Origin of the sequence: Micromonospora sp. NPDC049559 (assembly GCF_040676675.1) — a bacterium.
Taxonomy (GTDB): Bacteria; Actinomycetota; Actinomycetes; order Mycobacteriales; family Micromonosporaceae; genus JBFAPK01.
On sequence record NZ_JBFAPK010000051.1, the window covers coordinates 33,421 to 49,067 of the forward strand.

General features: G+C 73.2%; 13 protein-coding genes, 1 pseudogene and 1 riboswitch. Of the genes and pseudogenes, 8 read left to right on the forward strand and 6 right to left on the reverse strand.

Annotated elements, in window-relative coordinates:
- Window positions 1–187 precede the first annotated feature (187 nt).
- From AB0J86_RS35285 to AB0J86_RS35295, 3 genes are all read left to right on the forward strand, one after another.
- Entirely contained in the window at window positions 188–1,384 is a 1,197-nt protein-coding gene (locus AB0J86_RS35285; RefSeq protein WP_363862040.1) for a thiolase family protein, read from the forward strand.
- A complete protein-coding gene (locus AB0J86_RS35290) occupies window positions 1,384–3,483 on the forward strand; it encodes a 3-hydroxyacyl-CoA dehydrogenase NAD-binding domain-containing protein (RefSeq protein WP_363862041.1) in 2,100 nt (699 codons plus the stop codon). The genes AB0J86_RS35285 and AB0J86_RS35290 overlap by 1 nt, the downstream gene beginning before the upstream one ends.
- A 417-nt stretch (window positions 3,484–3,900) precedes the next feature.
- Window positions 3,901–4,662: a hypothetical protein gene (locus AB0J86_RS35295; RefSeq protein WP_363862042.1), complete on the forward strand. Its 762-nt coding sequence runs from the start codon at window positions 3,901–3,903 to the stop codon at window positions 4,660–4,662.
- A gap of 146 nt (window positions 4,663–4,808) precedes the next feature.
- Here the strand turns inward: AB0J86_RS35295 and AB0J86_RS35300 are convergent, their stop codons facing one another.
- Complete coding sequence (locus AB0J86_RS35300) at window positions 4,809–5,117, reverse strand: CGNR zinc finger domain-containing protein (protein ID WP_363862063.1); 309 nt, start codon at window positions 5,115–5,117, stop codon at window positions 4,809–4,811.
- Between AB0J86_RS35300 and AB0J86_RS35305 the strand changes: the two genes are divergently transcribed.
- Window positions 5,027–5,908, forward strand: a complete 882-nt coding sequence (locus AB0J86_RS35305; protein ID WP_363862064.1) for a GNAT family N-acetyltransferase — start codon at window positions 5,027–5,029, stop codon at window positions 5,906–5,908. The two genes, AB0J86_RS35300 and AB0J86_RS35305, sit on opposite strands and share 91 nt — an antisense overlap.
- A gap of 66 nt (window positions 5,909–5,974) precedes the next feature.
- Here AB0J86_RS35305 and AB0J86_RS35310 read toward each other — a convergent pair whose 3' ends face one another.
- From AB0J86_RS35310 to AB0J86_RS35320, 3 genes and pseudogenes are all read right to left on the reverse strand, one after another.
- Window positions 5,975–6,358, reverse strand: a complete 384-nt coding sequence (locus AB0J86_RS35310) for a VOC family protein (protein ID WP_363862043.1) — start codon at window positions 6,356–6,358, stop codon at window positions 5,975–5,977.
- Window positions 6,359–6,727: 369 nt separating this feature from the next.
- Window positions 6,728–7,903, reverse strand: a pseudogene (locus AB0J86_RS35315) (HAMP domain-containing sensor histidine kinase); the annotation flags it as partial.
- Window positions 7,900–8,586, reverse strand: coding sequence for a response regulator transcription factor (locus AB0J86_RS35320; RefSeq protein ID WP_363862044.1), 687 nt, complete (start codon window positions 8,584–8,586; stop codon window positions 7,900–7,902). The gene AB0J86_RS35320 and the pseudogene AB0J86_RS35315, both read right to left, overlap by 4 nt.
- A gap of 146 nt (window positions 8,587–8,732) precedes the next feature.
- Between AB0J86_RS35320 and AB0J86_RS35325 the strand changes: the two genes are divergently transcribed.
- A complete protein-coding gene (locus AB0J86_RS35325) occupies window positions 8,733–10,103 on the forward strand; it encodes a C39 family peptidase (RefSeq protein ID WP_363862045.1) in 1,371 nt (456 codons plus the stop codon).
- 46 nt (window positions 10,104–10,149) lie between these two features.
- Here the strand turns inward: AB0J86_RS35325 and AB0J86_RS35330 are convergent, their stop codons facing one another.
- Window positions 10,150–11,556, reverse strand: a complete 1,407-nt coding sequence (locus tag AB0J86_RS35330; protein WP_363862046.1) for a PQQ-binding-like beta-propeller repeat protein — start codon at window positions 11,554–11,556, stop codon at window positions 10,150–10,152.
- A 191-nt stretch (window positions 11,557–11,747) separates the two neighbouring features.
- Here AB0J86_RS35330 and AB0J86_RS35335 point away from each other — a divergent pair, with 191 nt between their 5' ends.
- From AB0J86_RS35335 to AB0J86_RS35345, 3 genes are all read left to right on the forward strand, one after another.
- Window positions 11,748–13,478, forward strand: coding sequence for a hypothetical protein (locus AB0J86_RS35335; RefSeq protein WP_363862047.1), 1,731 nt, complete (start codon window positions 11,748–11,750; stop codon window positions 13,476–13,478).
- An 89-nt stretch (window positions 13,479–13,567) separates the two neighbouring features.
- A riboswitch (guanidine-III (ykkC-III) riboswitch) is annotated at window positions 13,568–13,634 on the forward strand.
- Window positions 13,635–13,652: 18 nt separating this feature from the next.
- Window positions 13,653–13,967: an SMR family transporter gene (locus AB0J86_RS35340; protein ID WP_363862048.1), complete on the forward strand. Its 315-nt coding sequence runs from the start codon at window positions 13,653–13,655 to the stop codon at window positions 13,965–13,967.
- A gap of 130 nt (window positions 13,968–14,097) precedes the next feature.
- Entirely contained in the window at window positions 14,098–14,868 is a 771-nt protein-coding gene (locus tag AB0J86_RS35345) for an MBL fold metallo-hydrolase (RefSeq protein WP_363862049.1), read from the forward strand.
- Window positions 14,869–14,923: 55 nt separating this feature from the next.
- Here AB0J86_RS35345 and AB0J86_RS35350 read toward each other — a convergent pair whose 3' ends face one another.
- On the reverse strand, window positions 14,924–15,616 hold the full coding sequence (locus AB0J86_RS35350) for a hypothetical protein (RefSeq protein WP_363862050.1): 693 nt from the start codon (window positions 15,614–15,616) through the stop codon (window positions 14,924–14,926).
- Window positions 15,617–15,647: the final 31 nt, after the last annotated feature.

Sequence of the window (15,647 nt, forward strand, 5' to 3'; positions counted from 1 at the left end):
TCCGGCTCTCGCCCGACCTGCGCGTCCGGGTCCGGCGACCCGGCGCGTTCCCGCCGGGCCAACGTACCGGACCTCGCGAGGACGCCGGGTGAACATTGTGTGGCCGGTACCACAGACCTCGCGCGAACCCGGCTAGTTACCGACGAGTAGCATCCGAGAGACACGCACCGCCGGCTAGGAGGCTCAAGTGCCCCGTGAAGTCCGCGACGTCGTCTTCGTCGACGGCGTCCGCACTCCGTTCGGCAAGGCGGGTGGGATGTACGCCAACACCCGCGCCGACGACCTGGTCATCCGCTGCATCCGCGAGCTGCTGCGACGCAACCCCCAACTGCCGCCCGAGCGGGTCGACGAGGTCGCCGTCGCGGCCACCACCCAGATCGGCGACCAGGGCCTCACCCTCGGCCGCACCGCCGCGCTGCTGGCCGGGCTCCCCAAGACCGTCCCCGGGTACGCCATCGACCGCATGTGCGCGGGCGCCATGACCGCGGTCACCACGGTCGCCGGCGGCATCGCCATGGGCGCCTACGACGTCGCCATCGCCGGCGGCGTGGAGCACATGGGCCGGCACCCGATGGGCGAGGGCGTGGACCCGAACCCGCGCATCCTCGCCGAGAAGCTGGTCGACCCGTCCGCGCTGGTGATGGGGGCGACCGCGGAGAACCTGCACGACCGGCTCCCGCAGATCACCAAGGAGCGCGCCGACGCCTTCGCGCTCGCCTCGCAGGTCAAGACCGCCAAGGCGTACGCCAACGGCAAGCTCCAGGAGGACCTGGTACCGGTCGCGATCCGCGACCCGGAGACCGGCTGGGGGCTGGCCACGGTGGACGAGGCGCCCCGGGAGACCTCCCTGGAGAAGCTCGCCACCCTGAAGACCCCGTTCCGCCCGCACGGCAAGGTCACCGCCGGCAACGCGGCCGGGCTCAACGACGGCGCCACCGCGAGCCTGCTCGCCGCCGAGGACGTGGCCCGCGAGCTCGGGCTGCCGATCGCCATGCGGCTGGTCTCGTACGGCTTCGTCGGCGTCGAGCCGGAGGTGATGGGCTACGGCCCGATCCCCTCCACCGAGAAGGCGCTGCGCCTCGCCGGCCTGACCATCGACGACATCGGCCTGTTCGAGCTGAACGAGGCGTTCGCCGTGCAGGTGCTCGCCTTCCTCGACCACTTCGGCATCGCCGACGACGACCCGCGCGTCAACCAGTGGGGCGGCGCGATCGCCATCGGACACCCGCTCGCCTCCTCCGGCGTACGGCTGATGACGCAGCTGGCGCGGCAGTTCGCCGAGCGGCCCGACGTGCGCTACGGCGTGACCGCCATGTGCATCGGCATCGGCATGGGCGGCACGGTCATCTGGGAGAACCCGAACTGGGACGGAGGGGCCAACTGATGGCCGCGGAGTACCCGAACGAGGTCGTGACGAAGGCGCTGCTGCGCCTGGTCGCCGTACCCGGCCTGACCAGGCCGGTCGCCTTGATCACGCTGGACAACGGCTTCGACCACAAGAAGCCGAACACCTTCGGGCCGGCCGGCCTGGCCAGCCTGGACGCCGCGCTCACCGAGGCGTTCGCGGCCGAGCCGGCGTTCGTCGCGGTGACCGGCAAGCCGTACATCTTCAGCGTCGGCGCCGACATCACCGGCCTTCCGCTGCTCACCGAGCGCGCCCAGGCGCTGGAGATCGGCCGGCTCGGCCACCGGGTCTTCGCCCGGCTCCGGGAGAGCACCGTACCGACGTTCGCGTTCGTCAACGGCGCGGCGATGGGCGGCGGGCTGGAGCTGGCGCTGCACTGCCACTACCGGACCCTCTCCGGCGGCGCCGCGGCGCTGGCCCTGCCCGAGGTGGGGCTGGGCCTGGTGCCGGGCTGGGGCGGCACGCAGCTGCTGCCGAACCTGATCGGCATCCCCGCCGCCGCCCAGGTGGTCATCCAGAACCCGCTGACCCAGAACAAGATGCTCAAGCCGAAGCAGGCCGCGGAGCTGGGCATCGCGGACGTGCTGCTGGAGCCGGCGGACTTCCTGGAGCGCTCGCTCGAGTGGGCCGCCGGCGTGGTCCGCGGCGAGGTCACGGTGACCCGTCCCGAGGTCGACAGGGAGATGTGGGACGGGGTGCTCTACTTCGCCAAGCAGCAGCTCGACGAGCGGCTGCACGGCGCGGTGCCCTCGGCGTACCGGGCGCTGGAGCTGCTCGGGCTCGCCCGCGACGCCTCGTTCGCCGACGGTACGGCCGCCGAGGACGAGGCCCTGGCCGACCTCGTCTTCAGCGAGGAGCTGCGCAGCGGCCTGTACGCCTTCGACCTGGTGCAGCGGCGCGCCAAGCGGCCCGCCGGGGCGCCCTCGCCGGGCCTGGCCCGCGACGTCACCAAGGTCGGCATCGTCGGCGCCGGGCTGATGGCCTCGCAGCTCGCCCTGCTCTTCGCCCGCCGCCTCCAGGTGCCGGTGGTCCTCACCGACCTGGACCAGGCCCGGGTGGACAAGGGCCTCGGGTACGTCCGCGGCGAGATCGACAAGCAGCTCGCCAAGGGCCGGCTCGACCAGGGCACGGCGGCGAAGCTGCGCGGTCTGGTCAGCGGCGCGGTGAAGGAGGAGGCGTTCGCCCCGGCGGCGCCCGGCCGGTCGACCTCCTTCGCCGACTGCGACTTCGTCATCGAGGCCGTCTTCGAGGACCTCGGCGTGAAGAAGCAGGTCTGGGCCGAGCTGGAGAAGGTCGTCACGCCCGAGGCGGTGCTGGCCACCAACACCTCGTCGCTGTCGGTCAGCGCGATGGCCGCCGACCTGGAGCACCCGGAGCGGCTGGTCGGGTTCCACTTCTTCAACCCGGTGGCCGTGCTGCCGCTGCTGGAGATCGTCCGGGGCGAGCGTACCGACGACGCGACGCTGGCCACCGCGTTCGCGGTCGGCAAGCAGCTGCGCAAGTCCTGCGTGCTGGTCTCCGACGCGCCGGCGTTCGTGGTCAACCGCCTGCTCACCCGCTTCCTCGGCGAGATCTTCGCGGCGGTCGACGCCGGTACGCCGCTGGCGGTCGCCGACGCCGCGCTCGACCCGCTGGGGCTGCCGATGCGCCCGCTGGCGCTGCTCCAGCTCGTCGGGCCGGCGGTGGCGTACCACGTCGGCGGCACCCTGCACGCCGCCTTCCCGGACCGGTTCGCGGTGAGCGAGAACCTCCGGCGCATCGCCGAGGCCGGCCGGCCGCTGCTGGTCGACGGCGAGGTCGACCCGGAGGTGGCCGCGCTGCTGGAGGTCGGTGACCAGCGGCTGACCGCCGAGCAGGTACGCCAGCGGGCGCTGGACGCGCTGGCCCAGGAGATCCGGCTGATGCTCGACGAGGGCGTGGTCGCCGAGGCGCAGGACATCGACCTGTGCATGATCCTCGGCGCCGGCTGGCCGTTCCACCTGGGCGGCGTGACCCCGTACCTGGACCGGACCGGGACCTCGGAGCGGGTCACCGGACGCCGGTTCCTGCCCCACGGCGTGGCCAGCCTGCCCGCGTAGCCTCCACCTCCCACCCGCCCCCGGGGTCGCGATCTCCCCCCATCCGATCGCGACGGCGCGCGGTGGCCGGACCCGTCCCACGCGGGTTCGGCCACCGCGCTTTCTCGCACCGGATCGGCGGTTCTCCCCGGCCGGATCGGCGACCGCCACGCCGGACCCCGGCATCGCCCTTTCGGACCGGACCGGCAAACTCTCCGAACCGAAACGGTGGTTTCTTCATACCCGATCGGTGGCCGTTCTCCGGCCGGATTTCGGCTGCGCATTTCGTGCTGCCGGCCGCCCTTTCGCATTTCGGCGTGCCGTCGGAGCCGATCTCAACGGGTAAATCCGATCTTTTCCGTCGCGGAGTAAACCCGGCGGCGTAGACATGCGGGCCATCGCTACGATCGGCTTTCCTTTCCATCGATCTGGAGAATCATGTCGCAGCCATCCTTCCCGCCGGGCCCGCAGCAGCCGGGCGCCGGCACCCCGCAGTACGGCGCACCGCAGACCGGTGGCCCGCAGTACGGGGCGCCCGGGGCGGAGCCGGGTTCGCCGTACGGCGAGCAGTACCCGTCGGCGCCCGGCGGTTTCCCGTCCGACGCCGCGCCGCCGAAGAAGAAGTCCAAGGCCGGAAAGATCATTCTGATCATCCTCGCCGTCGTGCTGGTGCTCTGCGTGGGCGGCGGGGTGGCCGCCTACTTCGCCACCAAGGACACGATCGACGAGGTCGTCGACGCCACCAAGACCACGATGGTCGAGCCGCCGACCCTCGCCGGCCGGGCCAAGTCGACCGACCCCGACCTGCAGAAGACGGCCGACGAGCTGAAGGCCGAGTACAAGTCGGACGTCCCGGACGCCACGAGCACGGTCGGCGCCTTCTACGGCACCGCGGAGAAGGAAGACCTGCTCATGATCGCCGGGGCCTCCGGGCTGGTGGCCGACCCGACCAAGGAGCTGACCGACATGGTCAGCCAGGCCGCCAGCGAGCTGGGGGCCACCAACATGGCGACCGTCGAGGCCGGTCCGCTCGGCGGCGAGGCCAAGTGCGGCGACGGCAAGGCCGAGGGCCTGAAGCTCGGCGTCTGCGTCTGGTCCGACCGCGGCAGCGTCGGCCTGGTGGTCTTCTACTTCAAGACCGGCAAGGAGGCCGAGGCGGAGTTCCTGACCGTCCGCGCCGCCGTGGAGCAGCGCTCCTGATCCATCCGGGACACCGTCGCCGGGTCGGAGCCGGGAGCCTTCCCGGCACCGCCCGGCGTGCCATCCCAGAGCCCACCAGCGACGGGCGGCCGGTACGCACCGGCCGCCCGTCGTCGTACCTGTCGAACCGGGGACGAGCGGGGGCCTCAGGCGGTGGCCGAGGTTCCGCGGAGCCGGCGGCGCGAGGCACGGTTCTTGCTGCGCGCGCCGCAGCGGCTCAAGGCGCACCACCGGCTGGAGCCGTTGCGGGACGGGTCGTCCTTGCCGTTCTCCCCCGCCGTGCTCCACGCATTTCCCGAAAATCGTCGAAGAAGGACCTGACGTGCTGACGATCCGCCCCGCCCGTCCCGAGGAACTGCCCGCGCTGACCACGTTCCCGAACGACGAGGAACGCAACGCCGCGACTGCCGGGTACCTGTCCGGGCTGCTGGAGCGCGGCTGCACCCGCCCGGAATGGTGCCTGGTCGCCGAGCGCGACGGAGCGCTGGCCGGCAACGTCGTGCTGTGGACGATCCCTGGTCGCACGGTACCGACGGATATCGTGCTGCTGGAGCCCGGTGACAGCGAGACCGGTCGGGCCCTGCTCGACCGGGCCGCGGGCCTGGCTCGATCGCTGGGCGCGCAGACCCAGGGGCACGTGCTGGACGCGCCGAGCCAGGCCCCCCAGTTCCAGCGCGGGCCGCAGCTGCGCGAGCAGTTGCTGGCCGCCAACGGATTCTCGGTCACCCGCGACGGGTGCCGGTTCCTCTGGCAGGCCGGCGATCCCCTGCCCGCCCAGGACGGACGACTGCACTGGCGATCCCTGGCGGAACTGGGCGAACAGCCGTTCGTGGAACTGCTCGCCGACGCGTTCACCGACACCAAGGACGCGGTCTTCCTCGCCGAGATCGCCGAACACGGCCTGCCCGGCGCGGCCGAGCGCAACGTCACCGACATGCTGGAACTGGACCACGAGCCCGACTGGTACGAGATCGGCTACGACCGGCAGGGCCGCCGGGTGGCCCTCAGCATGCCCGCACGCGCCCCGAGCTCCGCGGTGATCGGCCTCGTCGGCGTCACGCCGGCCGGACGAGGTCATGGCTACGCCACCGCCGCCGTCGCACGAGGCACCCAGATCCTGGCCGCCAGCGGGGCAACCGAGATCCGTGGCGACTGCGACGCGAGCAACATCGGGATGTTCCGGGCGTTCGAACGCGCGGGCTACCGCAACTTCGCCAACCGGAAGATGTTCAGCCGCGATCTGTAGATCCTGACGCGCGGAAACGACGGGCGGCCGGTGCGTACCGGCCACCCTTCGTCGTACCCGTCGGCGTCACGGATGCCGTTCGGCGGCGCTGCGCAGGACGCAGAACTCGTTGCCCTCCGGGTCGGCCAGGACCGCCCAGCCGGTGCCGTCCGGGCGGCGGTGGTCCGACACCAGGCTCGCCCCGAGCGCGGTCAACCGCTCCACCTCGGCGTCGCGGTCACGGTCGGTGGGTTGCAGGCAGAGGTGCACCCGGTTCTTGACGACCTTCTCCTCCGGCACCTGCTGGAAGAAGACCACCGGGCCGGCACCGTCCGGCGGCAGCAGCACGGCCTCCGGGTCGCCGGGGTGGTCGTCGGCGTGCCGGGAGTAGCCGAGCACCTCGGCCCAGAACCCGGAGAGCCGGTAGGTGTCGGCGCAGTCGAAGCTGACGTTCTCGATGCGGGAACTCACGTTGATCCTCCGATGTGGATGGACGCGCCCCGCGAGAACCGATCGTCAGCGCTGGTCGGGCCGGGGCGTGGGAATGACGGTACGAGACATCTCCACACCCCCTTTCGTCCGCCGGGCTGACATGGGGCACCCTGGCAGAGCCGACCCATCACGTCAATCGGGTTTGCCGGCGGGACCTGGTTCCTCGGGCAGCACCACCGTGGTCGCGACGGGTCCGGACTCGGCGGGGCCGACGCTCCCGGCCGGGCCGGCGTTGCCCGCCACCGCCGGGACGGCGTCGGGTGTCGCCGGGACGGCACTGGCTGCCGGGGTGGCCGGTGCCGGGGTGCCGTTGACCGTGGCCGAGGCGGCCACGACCGGGGTGGCCCCGGCCGCGGGCAGCGTCACGGTGACCTCCAGCCCGCCGCCGGGCTGGGCCACCGCGCTGACCGTACCGCCGTGCGCGTCGCAGACCGCCCGTACGATCGACAGCCCGAGCCCCGAGCCGCGTGCCCCGGTACGTTCCCGACCGCCCCGGCGGAACGGCTCGAACAGCCCCGGTACGTCGCCCGGGTCGACCTCGAAGCCGGTGTTGCCGACCACCAGCCAGACCTGGTCGCCGGCGGAGCCGGTACGGATCCAGATCCGGCCGTGCAGGTGGTTGTAGCGCACCGCGTTCTCGACCAGGTTGCCGGCGAGCCGCTCCAGCAGGCTCGGGTCCCCGACCACCGGGGCGGGGTCCAGCGCGGCGCCGACGTCGAGGCCGAGCCGGGTGATCTCCCGGTCCATCGCGGCGAGCGCCGCCCGGCCGCCCATGGCCAGGTCGGTGGGGACCTTGCGGCCGAGCCGGCGACCCGACTGCGCCTCGCTGCGGGCGAGCACGAGCAGGGCGTCGACGAGCCCGTTGGCCCGCTCGGAGGCGTCCCGTACGACGGTGGCCATGCGCCGGAACTCGGCCACGTCCGCCTCGTCGTCGGCGAGCGTCACGTCGATCTCGGTACGCATCACAGCCAGCGGCGTACGCAGCTCGTGCGAGGCGTTGGCGACGAAGCGCTTCTGCCCCTCGAACGCCTCGGCGAGCCGGTCGAGCATGGCGTCGAAGGTGCCGGCCAGCTCGGCCACCTCGTCGTCCGCGCCCGAGTAGCCAATCCGCTGGTCCAGCGTGGTCTCGCCGAGCCGCCGGGCGGTCGCGGTGACCCGGTGCAGCGGGCGCAGCGCCCGGCCGGCGACGACGTACGCCCCGGCGACGCCGACGATGCTGATGCCGAGCAGCGCGATCAGCCCCTTGACGAGCAGCTCCCGGGAGGCGCTCTCGGTCAGCTGGTCCTGCCACTGCCGGCCGTCGAGCAGCTGGCCGTTGGCCAGTTCGACGGTCGTGCCGGGTCGCAGCTCGTCGGCGGGGCGCAGCGCGTCGCCCACCAGCAGCCAGGCCAGCAGCACCAGGATCACCCCGGCGCCGACCAGGAGCACGCCGTTGAGCAGGGTCAGCCGCAGCCGCAGCGTGGGGCGCAGCCGCAGGCGCAGGCTCGGCAGGTGCGGCCGGCGGTGGCTGGAGTAGAGCGTCATGCCTCGACCCGCTCCGGGACGTACTGCTCCGGCACCCGGTAGCCGGCGCCGACCACCGTCTCGATCAGGGGCGGGTCGCCGAGCTTCTTGCGCAGTGTCATCACGGTGACCCGTACCGTAGTGGTGAACGGGTCGGTGTTGGCGTCCCAGACCCGTTCCAGCAGCTCCTCGCTGGAGACCACCGCGCCGCGCGCCTTGAGCAGCTCCTCCAGCACGCCGAACTCCTTGCGGGTGAGGTCGATGCCGACGCCGCCCCGGGTCGCCACCCGCTTGGCCGGGTCGACGACCAGGTCCGCGACGCTCAGCACGGGCGGCGCGGCCGGGGTGGCCCGCCGGCCCAGCGCCTGCACCCGGGCGACCAGTTCGTCGAAGGCGAACGGCTTCGGCAGGTAGTCGTCGGCGCCGCGCCGCAGCCCCTCCACCCGGTCGGCGACGGTGCCGCTGGCGGTCAGCATCAGCACCCGGGTCAGGGTGCCCGAGGCGACCAGGTCGGCACAGATCTGGTCGCCGTGCACGCCGGGCAGGTCGCGGTCGAGCACCACCACGTCGTACCGGGTGACGAACGCCATCTCGTGCCCGCTGGAACCGTCGTAGGCGACGTCCACCGCCATCCCCTGCCGGCGCAGTCCCCGCGCGATCGCGTCGGCGAGGTTGCGCTCGTCCTCGACCACCAGTACCCGCACCGCGCCTCCTCGACCGACGTGCCCTACGCGAACAAGCTATCCGGCCGGGACAAACCGCAGCTAGCGGCCGAGGCCGGACCGATTGCAGAAAACCTTCCGGTGCGGAAAACTTCGCGTCAAGATCCGCCAGCGCGATGGGGGGCACGGTGACCGCTCACTCCCCCGCCCGACGGGACGTCGCCTACCGGCGCTTCCGGACCAGGGCGGAGTTCGCCACCGGCACACTCGACGGGACGGCCTTGGACGGCGACGGCGTACGCCTCGCCGGCCCGGTGGGCGAGCTGGTGTACACGGACCCGCATACGGGCGCCAGCGGCCCGTACGAGTACGCCCGCTGGACCTCGCCCCCGCTGGCGTACGGCTTCGCGGCCACCGAGGTGATCCCCTCCTGGACCGCCGACACCCCGGACCGCACCTGGATCCAGGTCGACCTGCGCGGCACCACCGAGGCCGGCACCCGCACCCGCTGGTACACCCTGGCCCGCTGGGCCGCCGACGACACCGGCATCCGGCGCACCAGCGTGCCGGCGCAGGCGGGGCCGGACGGCGGCGTCGACGCGGACACCTTCACCGCCACGGACGGGCACGCGCTGACCGCCTGCCAGCTCCGCGTCACGCTGCTGCGCCCCGCCGGCACCGCGGCCAGCCCGCTGCTGCGCTCGATCGGTGCCGCCGCGTCGCGACTGCCCCGGCGGGGCGCCGCGGCCGCGGCGCCCGGGGCGGCCGCCGGGCCGGGAGCGGCCGCGGAGCCGGGAACGGGCGCGGAGCCGGGAACGGGCACGGAGCCGGGAACGGGCACGGAGCCGGGAACGGGCACGGAGCCGGGAACGGGCACGGAGGCGGGAGCGGGCGTCGGGCCCGGCGAGGACGCCGAGGCGGGCGTGACCGGGGCGCCCGGCGCGGCGTGGGGCCGGGTCCTCGACGTGCCGACGTTCTCGCAGAAGACGCACGACGGGCACTACCCGCAGTGGAACGGCGGCGGCGAGGCGTGGTGCAGCGCCACCTCCACGGCGATGGTCCTCGCGTACTGGCGCTCCGGCCCGACCCCCGCCGACTACGCCTGGGTCGACCCGAGCGACCCGCACCCCTGGGTCGACCACGCGGCCCGCCAGTGCTTCGACTACGCCTACCACGGGGCCGGCAACTGGCCGTTCAACACCGCCTACGCCGGACGCTTCGGCATGGAGGCGTTCGTGACCCGGCTGCGGGCGCTCGCCGAGGCGGAACTCTTCGTGGCCGCGGGCGTACCGCTGATCGTCTCGGCGTCGTACCGCAGGGGGCAGATACCCGGGCTCGACTACGACACCAACGGCCACCTGATGGTGCTGGTCGGCTTCACCGGGTCCGGCGATCCGGTGCTGAACGACCCGTACGCGCCGGCCGAGGAGACGGTCCGCAAACGGGTGGACCGGCGGCTGTTCGAGGCGGCCTGGCTGAACGCCAGCGGCGGGCTGGTGTACGTGATCCACCCCGCCTCGGTACCGCTCCCGCCCGCCCCCGCCCAGGCGAACTGGTGACCCCGTCGGGCGCGGGGCGGGCGCGGGGCGGGCGCGGCGCGCGGGGCTACTCGGGGATCGGCCAGAGCGCGGTCGAGCCGTCCAGGCGGCGGCAGGTGAAGACGGTGCGGTAGACCACGCAGCCGCCGGAGATGTCGCTCAGCTCCATCAGTACCCGGCTGGTGGCCGTGCTCGGGTCGAGTTCGGCGAGCCACGCCTTCCCGGACGGTTTCTGCCGGAGCACGAGCCGCGGCCCCCGCTGGTCCGGCTGGTCGAGCAGCGCCCAGGTGCCCAACTCGCCGACGACCCGGCCGGTACGGGTCTCCAGCGCGGTCATCGGGGCGGCCCGCTCGAAGATCATGTCGCCGGCGAGCAGGTAGTCCCCGACCGGCCAGAGGAAGCGCGGGCTGCCGTCGGTCCAGAGGGTGCGGCCGGTCGCCGGGTCCAGCACCCGGACCCCGCCCTGGGGCCGCCGGAAGCACGGGTACGCCCCGCACGAGTCCAGCCAGAACTCCGTCTTCGGGTCCCGCTGCACCGTCCACCGGCGGTCCAGCCGCGCCAGCCCGTACGCGGTCAGCGTCGTCTGGTCCGGGCCGAGCAGCATCAGCAGATCCCCGACGACCTGCACGCCGGACCAGTAGCCGGTGCTCTCGCCGACCCGGGCGGCGATGTTCCGGGGCGGCTCGACCGGCGGGGCGAGGGTGCCCGCGATCCGTCCGGTGGTCGCGTCCAGCAACCGTACCGGCTCGTCCCGGGTCCAGAGCACCACCAGGTCGACCCGGTCCGTCCCGTCCGGGTGGTTCCGCCCGTCGGGGTGGTAGCTCAGCTGGGTACGCGCCGGCACTGGGTACGCCCAGCGCTCGGCGCCCGTCGCCGGGTCGACCGCCCGCAGCGTGCCGGCCGGTTCGACCGCCTCGGTCGCGGCGTCCCGAATCGTGGGCGGGGCGTCCCAGAGCAGCGCGGCACCCTCGATCGTGAACGAGGCGAACCCGCCGGGCCGGTCCCAGCGGGTCCGGCCGGTCGCGGTGTCCAGCGCCACCGTGCGCGGCACGTCGCCCGTCTCGGGGTTCGCGCTGAGCAGCAGCGGCGCGCCGTCGGCGACGTAGGCGCCCACCGGAACGCCGCCGGCCACGGCCTGCCCGGCGGGGGTGGCGGCGATCGGCACCGGCACCCGCCACAGCGGCTCGGCCCCGGGCAGCCGAAACGCGACGACGTGGGGGTTCGGCACGCCGGCGGTACCGAGCGGGTCGATCACGAAGATCGCCTCGCCGCCCTGCACGATGCTCGTCGCACCGATGTTGATCCGGATCGTCGCCTCGGGCGCGCGGCGCGCGGGCGCGGCGGCGGTCAGGGTGAGGAGCGCCAGCAGGGCCAACCCGAACGGCCAGAGCCGGCGGGTGGCGCGCCAGTTCCACCCGGGCCCGCCCGCGACCGGCGAACGCTCGTTCGCCTCACCCAGCTCGATCATGGCCATCGACCGTCTCCCCTCCCGAACCACCGCCGGCGCCTGTACGGGATCGGGCCCGACCATCATGCTCCCGGCTGATCTTCAGGTGGCCGCCTGTACGATGTCGCGTCGTGTCTTTGCCGGTAGTGGATAGTGCCTCGGACGCTCGGTCCGGTTCCCAGTCGACCCGGTCGACCCGACGGTTGGGTCGATTCCGCGTGCCACCCCGCGCCGACCTGCTCGCCATCGGCGCGTACGTCCTGCTCGGCATCCTGGTCTGCGCCAACTACTGGGCGGACATCCAGCACCGGGTCTCCTCCCACCTGCCGACCGACCACAGCTGGTTCGAGTGGCTACTGTCGCACGGCGCGTACTCTGTGCGACACCTGGAGAATCCGCTCTTCTCGGCCCGGCAGAACGCCCCGGACGGGGTGAACATGATGGCCAACACCTCGGTGCTGGGCATCAGCATCCCGCTCTCCCCGATCACCATGCTCTTCGGGCCGCAGGTCGCGTACTCGGTCTACCTCGGCGGGGTGCTCGCCGCGACCGCCGGCACGTCGTACTGGGTGCTCTCCCGTTACCTGGTCGACTCCCGCGCGGCGGCCTTCCTGGGCGGTGCCTTCCTCGGCTTCGCCCCCGGCCTGATCCACCACGCGAACGGGCAGCCGAACTTCGTCTCCAACTTCCTGCTGCCGCTGATCGTCGCCCGGGTGCTGCGGCTCGGCGAGCCGGAACGCTGGCGGCGCAACGGCATCGTGCTGGGGCTGCTGGTCGCGTACCAGATCTTCATAAACGAGGAGATGCTGCTGCTCACCGCGCTGGCCTGCGTGGTGATCGTGCTGGCGTACGCGGCGATGCGCCCGTCGTGGGCGCGGGCCAGCTGGCGCCCGTTCCTGCTCGCCATCGCCACCGGCGGCGGGCTCGCGCTGGTGCTGACCGCCTACCCGATCTGGTACCAGTTCAACGGGCCGCAGTCCTACCGCGGCCTGCAGGGCGGCATCTTCCACAACTGGGGCGAGGACCTCGCCGCCTTCGTCACCTACTCCCGGGACACCATCGCCGGCTCCGCCGAGGTGGAGAAGACCATCGGGGTGACCGAGCAGAACACCTGGTTCGGCTGGCCGCTGGTGGTGCTGGTGCTGCTCGCCATCGTGCTGCTCTGGCGGGTCCGGCTCGCCGCCCGCCTCGCCGCCGTGGTGGCGGTCGTCTTCACGCTCGCCTCGCTCGGGCCGTACCTGCGCATCGACGGCGTCGAGACGAGCACCCCGTGGCTCTGGCACTACATCCCGGACGACCTGCCGCTGGTCGAGATGATGATGCCGACCCGGCTGAGCCTCGTCGTGGTCGGTGCGGTCGGCGTGCTGGTCGCGCTCGTCTGGGACGAGGCCGCCCGCTGGGCCACCGCCGACGACGCGCGGCGCCGCCGGGCGCGCTTCCTGGCGTACGGGGCGGTGGCGGTCGCGCTGGTGCCGATCTTCCCGCAGCCGCTGCCGGCCAAGCACATCGACGCCCCGCCGCACTTCATCAGCTCCGGCGCCTGGAAGCCGTACGTGCCGGCCGGCCGTACGCTCGTGCCGGTGCCGATCCCCAGCAACGTGCACGGCCTGTCGACGCTGCGCTGGAGCGCGCTGAGCGGGCTGGAGTTCCCCGTACCGGGCGGCTACTTCATCGGCCCGAGCCCGGAGGGACAGGGCATGTTCGGGGTGGCGCCCCGGCCGACCAGCGGGCTGATCTACGCGACCATGGACCGGGGCCAGGTGCAGCCGATCACCGACGAGAACCGCCGGCAGGCCTTGGAGGACCTGCGCCACTGGCGGGCGTCGGTGGTGGTGCTCGGCCCGGACCCGAAGCAGGACGTGCTGCGCGAGCTGATGACCGGCCTGCTCGGCCAGCCGCAGCGGGTGGACGACGTCTGGCTCTGGGACGTACGCGACCGCGTCTCCTGAGGCGCCCGCGCCGCCCCGGGGACCTCGGGGCGGCGCGTCGCCCGCGGCCGACGACGGGCGACCGACGCGGGCCGTGGCTAGGATCGAGGGGATCCCGCGCTCGCGGCGGTCCCGGACGAGGGCGTGTCGTACCCGGCCAGCGAAGACGACCGCGTCGAAGGTGGTGCCGTCGTCATGCCCTGGTTGGTGCTCGTCGTCTCGGGGCTGCTGGAGTCGGTCTGGGCCATCGCGCTCAGCCGCTCGGCCGGCTTCACCCGGCCGCTCCCCTCGGTCGTCTTCGTGCTCGCGCTGGTACTGAGCATGGTCGGCCTGGCGTACGCGCTGCGCACGATCCCGGTCGGCACCGGGTACGCGGTCTGGGTCGGCATCGGCGCGGCCGGTACCGCCGCCGCCGGCATGCTCTTCCTCGGCGAGTCGTCGAGCCTGCTCCGGATCCTGTCCCTGCTGCTGGTGGTGGCCGGGGTGGTCGGGCTCAAGCTGTTCCACTGACCGGGCGACGGATCGCCGCTGGCGGGCGGGCGCCCGCTCGACGGGGAACGACCGCGGCGGAACCGTCCCGCCGGGAAATCCGGTCACCGGGCGAGGCCGGGCGGTCTCGGCCGTGTCCTAGACTCCCGCGATGGCGAACGCCCCGCTCCGGCTCACCGTCCTCGGCAGCGCGTCACCCTATCCGCGGGTCGACAACCCGTGCTCCGGCTATCTGCTGACCAGCGGCGGGACGCGGATCTGGGTGGACGCGGGCAGCGGAACGCTGGCGGCCCTGCAACGGTACGCGCGGCTCGACGAACTGGACGCCATCTGGATCTCGCACCTGCACGCGGACCACACGTCGGACCTGCTCCCCGCCTACTACGCCGCCCGGTACGCGGACATCCGGCTGGCGGCGCCGATCCCGCTGTACGGTCCGCCGGGCATCGCCGACCGGCTGGCCCACTTCCTCACCACCGGCCCGGTCCGCAGCCCCGTCGAGTCGGCCTTCGCCGTCGAGGAACTGTACGAGGGGCACCGGGTACACGTCGGCCCGCTCGCCCTGACCAGCCGCGCGGTGGCGCACGGCATGCCCGCCTTCGCGCTGCGCGTCGACGGGCCGGCCGGGTCGCTGGCGTACTCCGGGGACACGGCGCCGTGCGCGGGCCTGACCGACCTGGCCGAGGGCTGCGACGTGCTGCTCTGCGAGGCCGACAGCGACCGGCGGCCGGCCGACGAGGAACCGGTGCACCACACGCCGGAGGAGGCGGGGGCGACGGCCGACGGCGCCCGGGCGGGCCGGTTGGCCGTCACGCACGTCGGCCCGTTCCTCACGCCGCGGCAGGCCGTCGCCCGCGCGGCCGCCCGGTTCGACGGCCCGGTCGACCACGCCGCACCCGGCGCGACCTTCACCATCGGTTGAGACCGCCGCCGGCCCGGTCGCCGGGACCGCCCGCCCCGCTCCGGCGCGCGGCGGTTCAGAAGGTGATCGAGAGGCTGTTGGTGACGAAGTCCTTGCCGCCGGCGGAAGACGTGATCTCGTAGCCGAGCTGGATGTTGCCGATGGTCACGTCGCCGAACCAGCCCTGGTTGCGGATCCAGGTCGCCACCGCGCGGATGTCGACGGTACCGGAGTTGGTGTTGCTGGTACGGATGAACGAGTAGACCTGGTTGGCCCCGTTCGAGCCCCGGTAGATGTTCCAGGTGTGCCCGCCGACGCTGGCCGTGACCTGGAAGCTGCCGAGCGGACCGACCGGGCCGTACTTGTTCATCCACAGCATGATCTCGTGCGCGTTGTCGGACGACCAGATGTCGTACGTGGTGGCGAAGGCGACCCCGCTGGTCGGTACGGTGACGTTGAAGCTGCTGGTGGTCGGTCCCATCGCGCTGACCCGCCGGCCGAGGTAGCGGGTCGCGTTCGGGTACGACTTGACGCCACCGGTGTTCGGGTGGTTGGCCCAGACACCCCAGTTGCCGGTGGAGTTGGCCCAGATGGTCTGCGGCCCGTACCCGGAGCCCCAGACGTTGTTGTAGAGCGTGTAGCCGCCGCTGGACCAGGTGCCCCACCGGTCGGTGGAGCTCCAGACGACGGCGGCCGCGGGCGTCGCGGTGATCGCCAGGACGAGGGCGAGGGCGAGGGTACCGATCGTCAGGCGCGCGGAGCGTGGCATGGCTACCTCCCGGAAGGTCGGTGGATCGGGT

Bases quoted from the DNA above. Each gene is read 5' to 3' on its own strand.
- AB0J86_RS35290 (WP_363862041.1), top strand. From the start codon at position 1,384: ATGGCCGCGGAGTACCCGAACGAGGTCGTGACGAAGGCGCTGCTGCGC.
- AB0J86_RS35295 (WP_363862042.1), top strand. From the start codon at position 3,901: ATGTCGCAGCCATCCTTCCCGCCGGGCCCGCAGCAGCCGGGCGCCGGC.
- AB0J86_RS35330 (WP_363862046.1), bottom strand. From the start codon at position 11,556: ATGGCCATGATCGAGCTGGGTGAGGCGAACGAGCGTTCGCCGGTCGCG.
- AB0J86_RS35340 (WP_363862048.1), top strand. From the start codon at position 13,653: ATGCCCTGGTTGGTGCTCGTCGTCTCGGGGCTGCTGGAGTCGGTCTGG.
- AB0J86_RS35345 (WP_363862049.1), top strand. From the start codon at position 14,098: ATGGCGAACGCCCCGCTCCGGCTCACCGTCCTCGGCAGCGCGTCACCC.
- AB0J86_RS35350 (WP_363862050.1), bottom strand. From the start codon at position 15,616: ATGCCACGCTCCGCGCGCCTGACGATCGGTACCCTCGCCCTCGCCCTC.